Genomic DNA, 14,339 nt, shown 5'->3' with positions numbered 1-14,339 from the left:
TGCTATGAAACCACGTCAGCCTGAGAGCCGTTAGGCGGCCTTGGTATCGACAGCCTCCCCTTCGATGATCCCCATTACATCGCTCTCCTTCATGATCAGAAGATCTTCTCCGTCGATCTTGATCTCGGTGCCGGACCACTTGCCGAACAGGATGCGGTCGCCGGCCTTGACATCGAGTGGCTGCAACTGGCCGGCTTCTGTGCGTGCGCCGGGGCCAACGGCGATCACTTCGCCTTCCTGCGGCTTTTCTTTCGCTGTGTCCGGAATGATGATGCCGCCTTTGGTCTTGTCTTCAGATTCGACGCGGCGAACGAGAATGCGGTCATGTAGCGGTCGGAACGTCATGTTCTCCTCCACGGGTAAACGATGATGATCGATGTTCCATTCCCCGGAACCGCCTGACCAGTCCGGGGTGGCAAGCATCCTCGGGTCTCGGAAAAAAACTGCTCCCGTTTTCTCCAATTTCAAGAGGGCATAGCAAAAAGTTAGCACTCTCACTGCGAGAGTGCTAAGCGGGAGCGGACCCCGGACACTTGCGTTTGTCACATGCAGATACTCAAGCGGTTCTGCGCGCAGCATCGTGCTTGTTCCGATGACGCATGCAGCTAGTCCGAACCAATCCATCAGGATAGGGGCGAGCGCGCTCGCCGTGTTGTCGTTCGACCACGTCGCCGGCGGAAATTTGCCTATCGAAAAGAACCGGCCGGCTGAGCACCCATGCTGCAATGCGGCAACGAATGCCTCTTGACGGGTCCGATGCGGAGGCTGTCTAGTGCAACTGATCTGGTGGACCGACCAGTGGATCAGTGGGAGGGGGATCGTGGAGGAGAGCCCGATCTTGACGCAGGTGCCGAATGTCGGGCGAAGCCTGACCCGGCAGACGGCGCGCGACGTCATCGCTGAAAAGCTGATGGTGCTGATCGCGACAAACATGCTGCGGCCCGGCGATGAGTTGCCGGGTGAGCGCGAGCTTGCCAATGTTCTTCACGTCAGCCGGGAGACGGTGCGCGGCGCAATCCAGATGCTTGCCGCCCAACGCATAATCGAAGTGTCGCATGGAAGCCGTAGCCGTGTCGGCAAAGTCGATCTCAGCCACATCACAGTAACGATTGCATCGCCGAGCGCCATCGACAGCTACGACCTGGAGTCGGTTCATGCCGCGCGGCTGCACATCGAGCTCAAGGTTGTCGGCGACGCTGCCGAAAGGATCGACGGCGAAACACTGAAAAAGCTCGAGAGCCTGCTGGAAGCGCAGCGTCTGGGAGGAGACGATGCGATGCGCTTTCTGATCTGTGATCGCGAATTCCACCTTGCGATCTATCGCTCCTGCGGCAACCCACTACTCGCCGACTTCGTAAGCGATCTTTACACCTACATGATGAATTACCGGCGCAACGCCATGTCGCAGCCGGGAGCCATCGAAGCGAGTTACAACGACCACGTCGCGATCGTGGATGCCTTGGCTCGGCATGACAGGGATGCCGTGGTCGCCGCGTTCCAGCATCATCTGACACGTATTTATGAAACAACCAGCGTTCTGCTTGCCGCCGGCGAGCCGGCTTGAGCGGACGGGGAGGAGTTAGCCAACATGCATGTGATGGTTATTGGCGCGGCAGGGATGATCGGCCGCAAATTGGTGGAAAAGCTCGGCTCAGACGCGGACGTGCTCGGCCGCGGCATCGACAAGCTGACACTCGTCGACGTCATTGCTCCGCCGGTGCCTCACGCACTCGTCTCCGTTGCCAACGCGTTGGCGCTTGATCTCTCGGATGCTGAAAACGCGGTCAGGCTTGCCGGTATGCGGCCGGATCTGATCTTTCATCTCGCCGCCATCGTGTCCGGTGAGGCCGAAGCCGATTTCGACAAGGGCTACCGCATCAATCTCGATGGCACGCGCTCGCTCTTCGAAGCCATCCGGCATGAGGGACAGAAGGAGCCCTATAATCCCCGTCTCATCTTTGCCTCATCCATCGCCGTTTTCGGACAGCCCTTCCCGGAAAAGATCGGCGACGATTTCTTCACGACGCCGCTGACGAGCTACGGCACCCAGAAGGCGATCTGCGAGCTCCTGCTCGCCGATTATTCAAGGCGTGGCATCTTCGACGGCATCGGCATTCGCCTACCCACCGTCTGCATTCGCCCCGGCAAACCCAACAAGGCGGCGTCCGGCTTTTTCTCGAACATTCTCCGCGAACCGCTCGTCGGTCAGGAAGCCGTGCTTCCGGTCGACGAGAATGTCCGCCACTGGTTTGCAAGCCCGCGGTCGGCCGTCGGCTTCTTCATCCATGCCGCGCGCATCGATACCGCCAGGATCGGGCCGCGCCGCAATCTGAGCATGCCCGGCCTGTCGGCACTTGTCGGCGAGGAGATCGAGGCATTGCGCCGCGTTGCCGGCGAAAAGGCAGTCAAGCTCATCCGCCGCGAGCCTGATCCCGTTATTCGTTCGATCGTTTCCGGCTGGGCGACAGATTTCGATGCGCAGCGCGCGACCGCGCTCGGCTTCAAGGCAGAAACCAATTTCGACGAGATCATCAAGATCCATATCGATGATGAACTTGGGGGCAAGATCTAATGGCGGAATCCTCAATCGGGCAAAAAGGCCAGATCGCGCTCGTCACCGGCGGTGGCACCGGCATCGGTTACAACATCGCCAAGGCATTGAGCGCCGAAGGTTTTGTCGTCGTCATCACCGGCCGCCGGAACGACGTGTTGGAGAAAGCCGTTTTCGACCTTGGTGCGGCGACCGGCGGGACAGTTCGCGCGATCGCGTGCGACATCGGCGTCGCCGAGCAGGTGGCCGGTCTTTTCAGCAGGATCAAAGTCGAGTTCGGCCGGCTTGATCTCCTCGTCAATAATGCCGGCACCAACGTTCCGGCGATTCCGCTGGAAGACATCACTTTCGACCAGTGGAACGGCGTGGTTGCGGCCAATCTCACCGGGGCCTTTCTTTGCACGCAGCAAGCCTTCAAGCTGATGAAGTCGCAGGAGCCGCGCGGCGGCCGCATCATCAACAACGGTTCGATCTCGGCAACCACCCCACGCCCGAATTCCGCCCCTTACACCGCGACCAAGCACGCGATCACGGGGCTTACGAAATCGACCGCGCTTGACGGGCGGCCCTACGATATCGCCTGCGGTCAGATCGATATCGGCAATGCGGCGACAGACATGACGTCGAAGATGAGCTCCGGTGTGCTGCAAGCGAATGGAGAGATCGCCAGCGAGCCGACCATTCCCGCTGAGCATGTCGCCCGCGCGGTCGTCTACATGGCAAGTCTGCCGTTGGAGGCCAACGTCCTTTCCATGACCGTGATGGCGACGAAGATGCCGCTTGTGGGCAGGGGATAGGTCATACCGAAGTCGAATTGGCTTGCGCATTGCCGCCGAATATCCTGGAGGAGAGGATTATCGGCAGTTGCAGGCAAAACAGGTTCTGGGAGGAGCTTTTATGGCAGGTGTCGAATTCATCGATGTCAAGAAATCATTCGGGGCGGTCCCGGTCATCAAGGGTGTGAACATCGAGGTTGCCGATGGGGAGTTCGTGATCCTTGTCGGACCGTCCGGATGCGGCAAGTCGACCCTTCTCCGAATGCTCGCCGGGCTTGAGAATATCTCCGCAGGTGAAATCCGCATCGGCAGCCGCGTCGTCAACAGGCTGGCACCCGGCGAGCGCGATATCGCGATGGTATTTCAGAATTACGCGCTCTACCCGCACATGACGGTGGCGCAGAACATGGCCTTCTCGCTGAAGCTCAAGGGCTCGGCGAAGGCGGACATGGACCAGCGCGTCAAGAAAGCCTCCGAGATTCTCGGCCTCACCAAACTTCTGGAACGCTATCCGCGCCAGCTTTCCGGCGGCCAGCGGCAGCGCGTTGCGATGGGCCGGGCGATCGTACGCGATCCGCAGGTCTTCCTTTTCGACGAGCCGCTCTCCAACCTCGACGCCAAGCTCCGCGTTGCCATGCGCTCGGAGATCAAGGAGCTTCATCAACGCCTCGGCACCACGACGGTCTATGTCACCCACGATCAGATCGAGGCGATGACGATGGCCGACAAGATCGTCGTCATGCATGACGGCGTGGTCGAACAGGTCGGAGCGCCGCTCGATCTCTATGACCGGCCGGCCAATCTTTTCGTTGCCGGCTTCATCGGCTCGCCCGCGATGAACATGATCAAGGGTCGCCTCAATCCTGAGAACGGCAATCAGTTCATCGCTTCGGACGGGACCGTTCTGCCGGTCGCAAATCCGCCAGCCGGCGCAAAAGGGCGAGACCTCATCTATGGCCTGCGTCCGGAATATATCGCGCTCGACGCCAATGGCCTGCCTGTGGAAATCGCCGTGATCGAACCGATGGGCTATGAGACGCAGCTGATCGGCAAGCTCGCGGGAAGCGATGTCACCTGCATCTTCCGCGAACGTGTCAATGCGCGGTCCGGCGACACTCTACGGGTCTCGATCGACGCGTCACACGTCCATCTCTTTGACGCCGAAAGCGGCCAGAGACTGAGTGCTTGATACCGTATCGGCTGTTGGGCGGGAGGAAGAGGAGACCTCCCGCCCACCGGTCAATGCGGATGCATCCGGCTGATCCGGATGAGACAGCCGCCATTCACCAAGCGGGACGGTGGATGCCGGAGACCTTGCTCCCGCTCTTCAAAGGAGGAGTAACATGAAGAGACGTGACTTTCTTGCAGCTTCGGCAGCCGCCGCCGGTATGGCGGGCCTCTCGCCGTTCGGCCTACGCCCGTCTTTCGCCCAGGCTGAACCGAGCTACAAGCCGGAAGCGGGCGCGAGCCTCAGGCTTCTGCGCTGGACGCCCTTCGTCAAGGGAGACGAGGATGCCTGGCTTGCAAACACGAAGAAGTTTACCGAGGCGACCGGTGTCGAGGTTCGCATCGACAAGGAGAGCTGGGAAGACATCCGTCCGAAGGCCGCTGTCGCCGCCAATGTCGGCTCCGGTCCTGATATGGTGATGTGCTGGTTCGACGACGCCCACCAATATCCTGACAAACTGGTCGACCTGACCGAGCTTGCCAACTACCTCGGCAACAAATACGGCGGCTGGTATGACGGCTTGCGCGGTTACGCAACCCACGATGACAAGTTCATTGCCATGCCGCTGACGGCGATCGGCAACGCCGTCGTCTACCGCGACAGCCATATGAAGGCCGCGGGCTTCAGCGAATTCCCGAAGGACACCGCAGGCTTCCTCGAGCTTTGCAAGGCGATGAAGGCAAAGGGCACACCGGCCGGATTCCCGCACGGCAAGGCCGTCGGCGACGGCAACAACTATGCCCATTGGCTGCTTTGGAGCCATGGCGGCAAGATGGTGGACGAAAGCGGCAAGGTGACGATCAACAGCCCTGAGACGCTGGCAGCTATCAACTACGCGAAGGAGCTCTATGCGACGTTCATTCCGGGCACGGAAAGCTGGCAGGACATCAACAACAACCGTGCATTCCTTGCCGGGCAGGTTTCGCTGATCGCCAACGGCGTGTCGGTCTATTATGCCGCGAAGAAGGATCCGAAGCTCGCGGAGATCGCCGCCGATATCAGAACGACCAACTTCCCGATCGGCCCGGTCGGCAAGAGTGTCGAGCTGCACCAGACGAGCTCACTGCTGCTCTTCAGCCATACCAAGTATCCGGAAGCGGCCAAGGCCTACATCAAGTTCATGATGGAAGGCGACCAGATGAACGCCTGGATCGAGGGTTCCAGCGCCTATTGCTGCCAGCCGCTCAAGGCTTTCGCAAACAATCCGGTCTGGACCGCCGATCCGGTTCATGCGCCGTATGCCCGCGCTTCCGAAACGCTCCGGCCGAACGGCTATGCCGGCCCGCTGGGTTATGCCTCGGCAGGCGTGATGGCCGATTACGTGCTGGTCGACATGTTCGCCGTCGCCGTCACCGGCCAGATGACGCCGGAAGACGCCATGAAGGAAGCAGAGCGCCGGGCAAATCGCTACTACCGGGTTTGATCCCGCTTGAAGTCTGCAGCATGCCGGCGACGGCATGCTGCGATTGTCCATCAGGAGATACACCATGGCGACCGTGACATCCGGGGATACGGCGACGCGCAGCCCGATCGCATCACTCATGCAGAACAACAATCTGCTCGGCTTCCTCTTCATGCTGCCGGCGGCCATCTTTCTGGTTTGTTTTCTCACCTACCCGCTGGGGCTCGGGGTCTGGCTTGGTTTCACCGACACCAGGATCGGGCGCGACGGTATCTTCATCGGGCTGGAAAACTATCAGTACCTTGCCAGCGACTCCGTCTTCTGGCTGTCGGTATTCAACACCCTGCTTTACACGTTTGTCGCCTCCGTCATGAAATTCGTGCTCGGCCTGTGGCTGGCTCTGCTCCTCAACCAGCATCTGCCATTCAAGTCGTTCTTCCGTGCGATCGTGCTTCTGCCGTGGGTAGTTCCAACGGTTCTTTCGGCGCTGGCTTTCTGGTGGATCTACGATGCCCAATTCTCGATCATTTCCTGGTCGCTGATGCAGATGGGCCTGATCGATGCACCGATCAATTTTCTCGGCGATCCCACCAATGCGCGGATCTCGGTCATCGTCGCCAACGTCTGGCGCGGCATTCCGTTCGTCGCGATCTCCCTGCTCGCAGGGCTGCAGACCATCCCCGCCTCGCTTCAGGAAGCGGCATCTCTGGACGGCGCAACGAGCTGGCAGCGATTTCGGTATGTGACGCTGCCGATGCTGACGCCGATCATCGCGGTCGTGATGACATTCTCCGTGCTTTTCACGTTTACCGATTTCCAGCTCATCTACGTGCTGACCAAGGGCGGGCCGGTCAATGCGACGCATCTGATGGCGACGCTGTCCTTCCAGCGCGGTATTCCAGGCGGCCAACTGGGCGAGGGGGCCGCCATTGCGGTGGCAATGATCCCCTTCCTGCTTGCCGCAATCATGTTCAGCTTCTTCGGTCTGCAGCGCCGCAAATGGCAGCAGGGCGGCCAGGATTAAGCTCGGGAGAAAATCATGAACGCCAACGTCAACGCCACCGACCGGGTTCTGACCGACAATGTCGAGGGCATGGGTTATCTCAATCGCCTGCCTCGGCGCATCGTCATGCTCTATCTGCCGATGGCGGTCTTCGTCTTCGTGCTGCTCTTTCCGTTCTATTGGATGGCGATCACTGCGGTTAAGCCGAACGCGCAGCTGACCGACTACAGCAACTACAGCCCCTTCTGGGTCGTCGGCCCGACGCTCGATCATATCAAATATCTGTTCTTCGAAACGTCTTATCCGGGCTGGCTGTGGAATACGATGGTGGTTGCGGTCGGCTCGACGGCGCTGTCGCTCGTGGCATCCGTCTTGGGGGCCTATGCGATCGAACGTGTGCGCTTTACCGGCTCGCGCCCGGTGGGGCTCCTGATCTTTCTCGCTTATCTCGTGCCGCCTTCGATCCTCTTCATTCCCCTGGCCTTCATCGTGTTCAAGCTGGGAATCTATGATTCCAGGCTGGCGCTGATCTTCACCTATCCGACCTTCCTCATTCCCTTCTGCACCTGGCTGCTGATGGGCTATTTCCGTTCGATTCCGTTCGAGCTCGAGGAAAGTGCCCTGGTCGATGGCGCAAACCGCTGGCAGATCCTGGTGAAGATCATCCTCCCGCTTGCTGTCCCCGGCTTGATATCGGCCGGCATTTTCGCCTTCACGCTCTCGTGGAACGAGTTCATCTACGCCCTCACCTTCATCCAGTCGTCGGAAAACAAGACAATTCCTGTCGGTGTTTTGACGGAACTGGTGCGCGGCGACGTGTTCGAATGGGGTTCGCTGATGGCCGGCGCGTTGTTCGGTTCGCTGCCTGTAGTGATCCTCTATTCTTTCTTCGTCGACTACTACGTCTCGTCGATGACCGGCGCCGTGAAGGAATGATGAAGCTGATAAAGGGCGTTCGGATGCAGGGAGGCGGCGCCGCGTTACTCATGGTAAGCTGAAAACAGTTTCAGCTCTTGCTAATCGATATTATCCTGAGCCGGTAATTGACGCTTCGCGTGAAATCAACTTCTATCCGCCACCGCTTTCCGGGAGGTTGAAAGATGCGTGTCGTGACAGGGATTGCCGAGCTGCGGGAGCATATCGCGGCGATCAAGAATGAAGGCCGGACGCTCGGCTTCGTGCCGACGATGGGATTTCTTCATGCCGGCCATATGGAGCTGGTCGCACGCGCACGGAGCGAGAACGATGCCGTTATCGCCTCCATCTTCGTCAACCCGCTGCAATTCGGCCAGAACGAGGATCTCTCGCGTTATCCCCGGGACCTCGAGAGGGATAGCGCCATGCTGTCGGCTGCCGGCGTCGATCTTCTTTTTGCTCCTGATGTCGAGGAGATGTATCCGCGGCCGATGCAGACCGTGGTCGACGTGCCGGCGCTCGGCAGCGAACTGGAAGGCGCCGTGCGGCCCGGACATTTTGCCGGCGTGGCGACTGTGGTGACCAAGCTTTTCAACATCGTTCAGCCGCATGCCGCCTATTTCGGCGAGAAGGACTACCAGCAGGTCGTGATCATCAAGCGGATGGTCGAGGATCTTGCCCAGCCAGTCCGCATTGTGGCCGTCGAGACGGTGCGCGAAGCGGACGGACTGGCGTTCTCATCGCGAAACAGCTACCTGAAGGCCGACGAGCGCACCGCGGCGGTGATCGTTCCCCGTGCGCTCGACGAGGCCGAACGCCTTTACAACAATGGCATGGACGATCCGCGTGCACTCGAAGCCGCGTTGAGGGAGTTCATTGCACGCGAACCCCTTGCTACCGCCGAAGTCGTCGCCGTTCGCGATCCGGAGACGCTGGAGCCGCTAGCGACCTTGCGCGACCGGCCAGCGCTTGTCGCCCTCTTCGTGCGCATTGGCGCCACCAAGCTTCTTGATAACAGGATCATCGGCCGTCAATTCAAGACCGCATCGAGGGCAGCCTAATGAGCAAGGTCCTTAGTCAAAAGCGGCTCACTCCGGTTCGAATTCAGTCGATGAAAGGCTCCGTGCCGATCGTCTGCCTAACGGCCTACACGACGCCCATGGCGCGAGCGCTCGACGCTCACTGCGATCTGCTGCTGGTCGGCGATTCCGTCGGCATGGTGCTCTACGGTCTGCCAAATACGATTCCCGTCACCCTCGACATGATGATCGCCCACGGCCAGGCGGTCATGCGCGGCGTCACCCGCGCCTGCGTGATCGTCGATCTGCCCTTCGGCAGCTACCAGGAATCGAAGGAACAAGCCTTTCGAAGTGCGGTGCGGATCATGCAGGAAACCGGCTGCGACGGGGTCAAGCTGGAAGGCGGCGAGGAAATGGTCGAGACCATCGCTTTCCTGACTGCGCGCGGCGTGCCGGTCTGCGGACATATCGGACTGATGCCGCAACAGGTGAACACCGCGGGCAGTTACCGCTCGCTCGGTCACTCCGAAAGCGAGACCGCGAAGATCAGGCGCGATGCCCGCGCCGTCGGCGGGTCGGGCGCCTTTGCCGTTGTCATCGAGGGAATGGTCGAGCCGCTGGCGCGTGAAGTGACCGCCTCGATCCACGTCCCGACGATCGGTATCGGTGCCTCGGCGGCTTGCGACGGCCAGATACTGGTTGCAGACGATATGCTGGGTCTGTTCACGGATTTCACGCCCAAATTCGTCAAGCGGTACGCCGGGCTTGCACAGACGATCGAGGATGCTGTTGAAGCTTACGCCGGCGATGTTCGAAGCCGCCGCTTCCCGGGACGGGAACATACGGTCGACATCCGCGTCCCACCACCCGCTTGACCTGAACGCTCCGCAGGGCCCGATCACTTACCGGTTAGCAGGGCTGCGGCCGTAGAGCAGCAGCATGGCGATGATGATGACGCCGTAGATGATCTGCCGCCCCGCCTCGGGCATCTGCATGACCGAAAGGATCGATAGCAGTAGTGTAATCAGGATCACACCTGCAACCGTGCCGAGATAGGAGCCTTTGCCGCCAAGGATGGAGGTACCACCTAGCACGACCGCGGCGATCGAGGGCAGGAGGTAGGCGTCGCCCATCGACTGCGCGGCCTTCGACGCATAGCCGGCGAGCAGCACGCCACCGAAGGCGCTGAGCGCACCCGAAGCGATGAAGGCGATCAGGACGATCCGCCGGGTGTTGATGCCGGAGAGATAGGCCGCGCGCTCCTGGTTGCCGATGCCGTAGACGGAGCGGCCAAATGTCGTGCGGGTAAGGACGAAGACCGTAACGGCGCCGACAGCTGCCCAGATGATGACTGCATTGGGGATGCCGGGCAGAAGAAAGCCGGTTGCAAGATAACGCATGACGGCAGGCGCGGAATCCTGGGGCGAGAAGCCGCCGGTATAGACGACCATCAATCCTTGAGCGACGGCGTTGGTCGCCAGCGTGATGATCATCGAGGGGATGCGCAGGTATGCGACCCCGATCCCATTAACGAGCCCGATCGCCATGCCGCAAAGAATGCCGAAAGGAACGGCCAGAATCTCGCCCGCCGGACCATAGGCGGCTGCGGCGCAAGCCATCATTCCGCCGACGGCAACCGACCACGGAACGGACAGATCGATCTGCCCGAGCAGGATGACCATCATCATGCCGGTGGCGATGACGCCGAGGAAGGATGCGACTTTCAGCTGCTGCAGCAGGTACTCCGGAGACAGAAAGCTGGTGGAATAAAAACTGCCGATGACGAGCAGCAGGACGATGCAGCCGAAGGCCGTGGCGATGGCCGGATCCAGCCGGTGCGTGAATTTGTGGGGCTGCCTCACGGGATGTTCTCGCGTCACGTTGCTCATCCGAACCACTCCAGGCGGTTGCGCACGCGGAACAATCCGAACGCCCCGAGGCTCACTGCAACGAGCAGCACGACACCCTGGAACAATGGCTGCCACAACGGGTCGAAATCGAAGACGAAGAGCAAGTCGCCGATGGTTCGAAAGGCCAGCGCTCCGAAGATTGCACCGATCGCGCTGCCCTTGCCGCCGAACAGTGAAACGCCGCCGAGCACCACCGAGGCGATCGAGAAAAGGGTGTAGGCATTGCCACTCGCAAGTGCGGCCTCTCCGGTAAACGTGAAGAACGTAAGGAACAGCCCCCCGATAGATGCAAGAAGCCCGGCCAGCGCATAGGCTGTAAACTTTGCACGGCGGATCGGCAGGCCGGACATATAGGCCGCGATCTCCGACGAACCGGACGCGTAGGCGGCCCGCCCGATGACCGAGCGGCTGAACGGCACCCATATGACGAGAACGACGCCAATGAGAACAACCAGGCTGGCGGGCACGAGACCGAACACCTTGCCGGTCATCAAATCCGCCAGTTCCTCGTTGACCGACCCGCCCGGAAATGGCCGCAAGAGCAGGGCGATCCCGAAGTATATCGCGCCGGTCGCAATCGTTGCGACGATCGGCTGTAATCGTCCGTAGATGACGATCAGGCCGTTCAGCGCCCCGCAGACAAGACCGGCGGCCAGTACGGCGATCACGCCGAATGCCGTCTCGAGGGGTGTGCCAAGAACAATCCAGGATGCCAGCGCATTGGTGAGGATGAAGATCATGCCGACGGAAAGATCGATGCCTGCCGTGATCACGACCAGCGTCTGCGCCATAGCCACGAAGGCGAGCAGCACGCCCTTGTTGGCGGCGGTCTGCACGACATTGGCCGTCAGTCCCGCGGGATGATTGGAGACATAGATGGTGAACATGACGAGGAAAATGCCGGCAGCCATGAGCGTGCCGCGATGCTCCTTCAAGCGATAACGCCAGTCGTTCATGCGGCGCCCCCCACACTCTCGCCGTTGACATTGAGAGCGCTGGCGACCAACGCATGCTGCGTGATGCCGCCGTCCTTCAGTTCGCGCACGATGCTGCCGTTGTAGAAGACGAGTACGCGATCGCAGCAACCGATCAGCTCGTCGTAATCCGTCGAGTAGAACAGGATTGCCGCCCCCGCCTCGGCGAGGTGTCGCAGCAATTGATAGAGTTCCTGCTTGGTGCCGACGTCGATGCCACGTGTGGGATCGTTAAGCAGAATGATCCGCGGCGTGCGCATCAGCCACTTGGCGATGACGACCTTCTGCTGGTTGCCGCCGGAGAGAGCGCCGACGGGAATGTCGAGACCCGCGGTCTTGATGCCCAGCAATTGCACCATCTCTTCGATCAGCCGCTCTTCCTTTTCCCGTTCGATGACGCCGTTCCGGGATACTCGGTCCAGCACGGCGAAGGATAGATTTTCGCGCACCGTCATCGGCAGCATCAGGCCCTCGGTCTTGCGGTCCTCCGGAATGAGCGCCATGCCGATGTGCTTTGACCTTGCCGCGGATGGGCTGGCAAGCGCTGCGGCCTTGCCGTCGATGAGGACGGAGCCGGTGGTGCCGCGCAGTACACCGAAGAGCGCCAGCAGCAGGTCACGCTGGCCCTGGCCGTCCAGCCCGCCAAGGCCCACGACCTCGCCCTTTCCGACGGTAAGGGAGATGTCGCGCAGGCTGCCTGCCCAGCAAAGCCCGCGGCATTCGAGAGCCGGAGTGGATTTGTCGTCCGCTCGCTTCGGCTTTGGCGGAAAGGCACTGCAATATTCCCGGCCAATCATCATTTCGACGATCTCGCTGTCACTGCGCGCACCGGCCGGGAAACTCATCACATTGCGGCCGTTCCGCAAGACCGTGCATTGATCCGCCAACTCGGCGATCTCCTGCATTCGGTGGGAAATATAAAGGAGTGCGAGACCCTCCGACCTCAGCCGCCTCAAGACGGAAAAGACCTTGGCCACATCCGCTGCCGTCAGCGCCGACGTTCCCTCATCGAGAATGAGTATGCGCGGTTTCCAGGCGAGCGCCTTGGCGATCTCGACCAGTTGCCGACGGGAAAGCGGAAGATCCTTGACCAGCGCACGCGGATGAATGTCATCGGCGCCCGCCCGGGCCAAAGCTTGCTCGGCGACGGCGCGTTGCGCTTTGCGATCGATCAGTCCGAAGCGGCGCGGTGGTGCGGCGATGCAAATATTATCGGCGACGCTCAGGTCCGGAATGAGCGAGAGTTCCTGGAACACGCAAGTGACGCCGGCAGCAGAGGCCTCTGCCGGGGACTTGAAGCTGACGGGCCGGCCGTCCAGCAGCATGCGGCCTTCATCGGGTGCGACCACGCCCGCTATGATCTTGATGAGTGTCGATTTGCCGGCGCCGTTCTCACCAAGAATGGCGTGGATGCGTCCGGCTTCCACGGTAAGTTCGGCATTCTCCAGCGCATGAACGCCGCCGTAGCGTTTCGAAACGCCGCTCATCTGCAAGAGCGGGATCGCCGCCGGAATTTCTGATGCCGTCATGATTGCCTCGGGGCGGTCTTTATGCGTGCCGCGGCTGATGTCGCGGCACGCCCTTCAAGCGATCCGGCTGCACCCCAGCCTATTGGTTTTCCTTCGACTGCCCCATGATTTCCTGAGCGGTGAAATTAATCCCGCAAGTTGGGAAGGCATTGCCGACGAAGAAATTGTCGGACTGGTCGGGATAGAAATCCTGTCCTTCCTTGAAGTTCGGGTCCTCGACAATCGCCAGCGGCAGCTTGACCGATTGCGGCACGACCTCTCCTTCAAGCGCAGCAATGGCCGTCTTGATGGCGACCGCGACCTGGGCGGGTCCGGTGCCTGCCGACGAGCACTTCAGGCCCTCGCCTGCAAACTTGGCGCAGAATTTGCGGAAGCCATTCTCCGTCTCCCCGCCGAAAGGCACGAAGGGATGCTTCGCATCAATCATCGCCTGCACGACGCCGGTATCGCCGCCCTGCGCGGTGATGCCGTCGAATTTCTTATGCACGGCGATAGCATCGGCGGTCGCCTTCTGTGCGGTCGGATCGTCCCATTTGCCGAGCACTTCCACGACATCCCATTTCTTGCCGGTCGCGGCGAAGGTCTCATGGATGCCGTTGTGCCGGTCGGTATCGACCGACGTCCCGGCAACACCGCGCACCTCGAGAATCTTGCCGCCGTCCGGCAGGTGTTTCGCCAGCCAGTCTGCCCACAATACGCCGAGACCCTTCTGGTCGACGTTGACGTTGATCGCGTCCTGGGTGTCGAGGATGTTATCGAAGGCGACCAGGACCACGCCGGCCTCTTTGGCCCGCTTGATAACGGGGCCGAAGGCTGTCGGGTTCTGCGCATTGACGACGATGGCGTCATAGCCTGAATCGATGAAGTTGTTGATTGCCGATATCTGCGCGGGCACGTCCTCACCGGTCGAAACGACCTTGAACTCCTTGAGTTTGGCTGCGACATCCGGCTGAGCGGCATAGGCTTTCGCGGTCTGGATCATCTGAATGCGCCAGGTATTGGCGATGTAGCCGTTTGCGAGCGCTATACGAT

The 14,339-nt window shown here is 60.6% G+C and carries 14 protein-coding genes; 9 read left to right on the top strand and 5 right to left on the bottom strand.

What is annotated here, in order from left to right; all coding sequences use genetic code 11:
• Positions 1-30 precede the first annotated feature (30 nt).
• Positions 31-345 (bottom strand): co-chaperone GroES, encoded by a 315-nt coding sequence (groES, locus tag ACPYOJ_RS23500; protein WP_481418383.1) that lies wholly within the window; start codon positions 343-345, stop codon positions 31-33.
• Positions 346-820: 475 nt separating this feature from the next.
• Between groES and ACPYOJ_RS23495 the strand changes: the two genes are divergently transcribed.
• The 9 genes from ACPYOJ_RS23495 to panB all read left to right on the top strand — a co-directional run bounded on the left by ACPYOJ_RS23495 (position 821) and on the right by panB (position 9,769).
• Positions 821-1,564 (top strand): FadR/GntR family transcriptional regulator, encoded by a 744-nt coding sequence (locus tag ACPYOJ_RS23495; protein WP_481418405.1) that lies wholly within the window; start codon positions 821-823, stop codon positions 1,562-1,564.
• A gap of 24 nt (positions 1,565-1,588) precedes the next feature.
• The gene (gene denD / locus ACPYOJ_RS23490) at positions 1,589-2,572 is read left to right on the top strand and encodes a D-erythronate dehydrogenase (RefSeq protein ID WP_481418382.1); all 984 of its coding nucleotides are present in this window, start codon (positions 1,589-1,591) and stop codon (positions 2,570-2,572) included.
• Positions 2,572-3,348 (top strand): SDR family oxidoreductase, encoded by a 777-nt coding sequence (locus ACPYOJ_RS23485; protein ID WP_481418381.1) that lies wholly within the window; start codon positions 2,572-2,574, stop codon positions 3,346-3,348. Before denD ends, ACPYOJ_RS23485 begins: the two co-directional genes overlap by 1 nt.
• Before the next feature lie 100 nt (positions 3,349-3,448).
• A complete protein-coding gene (locus ACPYOJ_RS23480) occupies positions 3,449-4,516 on the top strand; it encodes an ABC transporter ATP-binding protein (RefSeq protein ID WP_481418380.1) in 1,068 nt (355 codons plus the stop codon).
• A 154-nt stretch (positions 4,517-4,670) separates the two neighbouring features.
• Positions 4,671-5,978 (top strand): ABC transporter substrate-binding protein, encoded by a 1,308-nt coding sequence (locus ACPYOJ_RS23475; RefSeq protein ID WP_481418379.1) that lies wholly within the window; start codon positions 4,671-4,673, stop codon positions 5,976-5,978.
• A 64-nt stretch (positions 5,979-6,042) separates the two neighbouring features.
• Positions 6,043-6,981 carry a carbohydrate ABC transporter permease gene (locus tag ACPYOJ_RS23470; RefSeq protein WP_168829764.1) on the top strand — a complete coding sequence of 313 codons (939 nt, stop codon included), beginning with the start codon at positions 6,043-6,045 and terminating at the stop codon, positions 6,979-6,981.
• 15 nt (positions 6,982-6,996) lie between these two features.
• Positions 6,997-7,896, top strand: coding sequence for a carbohydrate ABC transporter permease (locus ACPYOJ_RS23465; RefSeq protein WP_481418378.1), 900 nt, complete (start codon positions 6,997-6,999; stop codon positions 7,894-7,896).
• Positions 7,897-8,060: 164 nt separating this feature from the next.
• Positions 8,061-8,936, top strand: a complete 876-nt coding sequence (gene panC, locus ACPYOJ_RS23460; RefSeq protein ID WP_481418377.1) for a pantoate--beta-alanine ligase — start codon at positions 8,061-8,063, stop codon at positions 8,934-8,936.
• Positions 8,936-9,769 (top strand): 3-methyl-2-oxobutanoate hydroxymethyltransferase, encoded by an 834-nt coding sequence (gene panB / locus ACPYOJ_RS23455; protein WP_481418376.1) that lies wholly within the window; start codon positions 8,936-8,938, stop codon positions 9,767-9,769. The genes panC and panB overlap by 1 nt, the downstream gene beginning before the upstream one ends.
• A gap of 27 nt (positions 9,770-9,796) precedes the next feature.
• On the opposite strand, the gene ACPYOJ_RS23450 is transcribed toward panB, so the two are convergent.
• The 4 genes from ACPYOJ_RS23450 to ACPYOJ_RS23435 form a co-directional block, all read right to left on the bottom strand.
• The gene (locus ACPYOJ_RS23450; RefSeq protein ID WP_481418375.1) at positions 9,797-10,783 is read right to left on the bottom strand and encodes an ABC transporter permease; all 987 of its coding nucleotides are present in this window, start codon (positions 10,781-10,783) and stop codon (positions 9,797-9,799) included.
• Positions 10,780-11,760, bottom strand: coding sequence for an ABC transporter permease (locus ACPYOJ_RS23445; RefSeq protein WP_481418374.1), 981 nt, complete (start codon positions 11,758-11,760; stop codon positions 10,780-10,782). Before ACPYOJ_RS23445 ends, ACPYOJ_RS23450 begins: the two co-directional genes overlap by 4 nt.
• On the bottom strand, positions 11,757-13,307 hold the full coding sequence (locus ACPYOJ_RS23440) for a sugar ABC transporter ATP-binding protein (RefSeq protein WP_481418373.1): 1,551 nt from the start codon (positions 13,305-13,307) through the stop codon (positions 11,757-11,759). The genes ACPYOJ_RS23445 and ACPYOJ_RS23440 overlap by 4 nt, the downstream gene beginning before the upstream one ends.
• A 79-nt stretch (positions 13,308-13,386) precedes the next feature.
• Positions 13,387-14,339 (bottom strand): sugar ABC transporter substrate-binding protein (locus tag ACPYOJ_RS23435; protein WP_481418372.1); only part of this gene is annotated, 953 nt, incomplete at its 5' end.

This window comes from Rhizobium sp. SVR5-9E, from assembly GCF_056755095.1.
This window is presented reverse-complemented; position numbering and strand designations above follow the sequence as displayed.

Bases quoted from the DNA above. Each gene is read 5' to 3' on its own strand.
- groES (WP_481418383.1), bottom strand. From the start codon at position 345: ATGACGTTCCGACCGCTACATGACCGCATTCTCGTTCGCCGCGTCGAA.
- denD (WP_481418382.1), top strand. From the start codon at position 1,589: ATGCATGTGATGGTTATTGGCGCGGCAGGGATGATCGGCCGCAAATTG.
- ACPYOJ_RS23485 (WP_481418381.1), top strand. From the start codon at position 2,572: ATGGCGGAATCCTCAATCGGGCAAAAAGGCCAGATCGCGCTCGTCACC.
- ACPYOJ_RS23480 (WP_481418380.1), top strand. From the start codon at position 3,449: ATGGCAGGTGTCGAATTCATCGATGTCAAGAAATCATTCGGGGCGGTC.
- ACPYOJ_RS23475 (WP_481418379.1), top strand. From the start codon at position 4,671: ATGAAGAGACGTGACTTTCTTGCAGCTTCGGCAGCCGCCGCCGGTATG.
- ACPYOJ_RS23470 (WP_168829764.1), top strand. From the start codon at position 6,043: ATGGCGACCGTGACATCCGGGGATACGGCGACGCGCAGCCCGATCGCA.
- ACPYOJ_RS23465 (WP_481418378.1), top strand. From the start codon at position 6,997: ATGAACGCCAACGTCAACGCCACCGACCGGGTTCTGACCGACAATGTC.
- panC (WP_481418377.1), top strand. From the start codon at position 8,061: ATGCGTGTCGTGACAGGGATTGCCGAGCTGCGGGAGCATATCGCGGCG.
- panB (WP_481418376.1), top strand. From the start codon at position 8,936: ATGAGCAAGGTCCTTAGTCAAAAGCGGCTCACTCCGGTTCGAATTCAG.
- ACPYOJ_RS23450 (WP_481418375.1), bottom strand. From the start codon at position 10,783: ATGAGCAACGTGACGCGAGAACATCCCGTGAGGCAGCCCCACAAATTC.
- ACPYOJ_RS23445 (WP_481418374.1), bottom strand. From the start codon at position 11,760: ATGAACGACTGGCGTTATCGCTTGAAGGAGCATCGCGGCACGCTCATG.
- ACPYOJ_RS23440 (WP_481418373.1), bottom strand. From the start codon at position 13,307: ATGACGGCATCAGAAATTCCGGCGGCGATCCCGCTCTTGCAGATGAGC.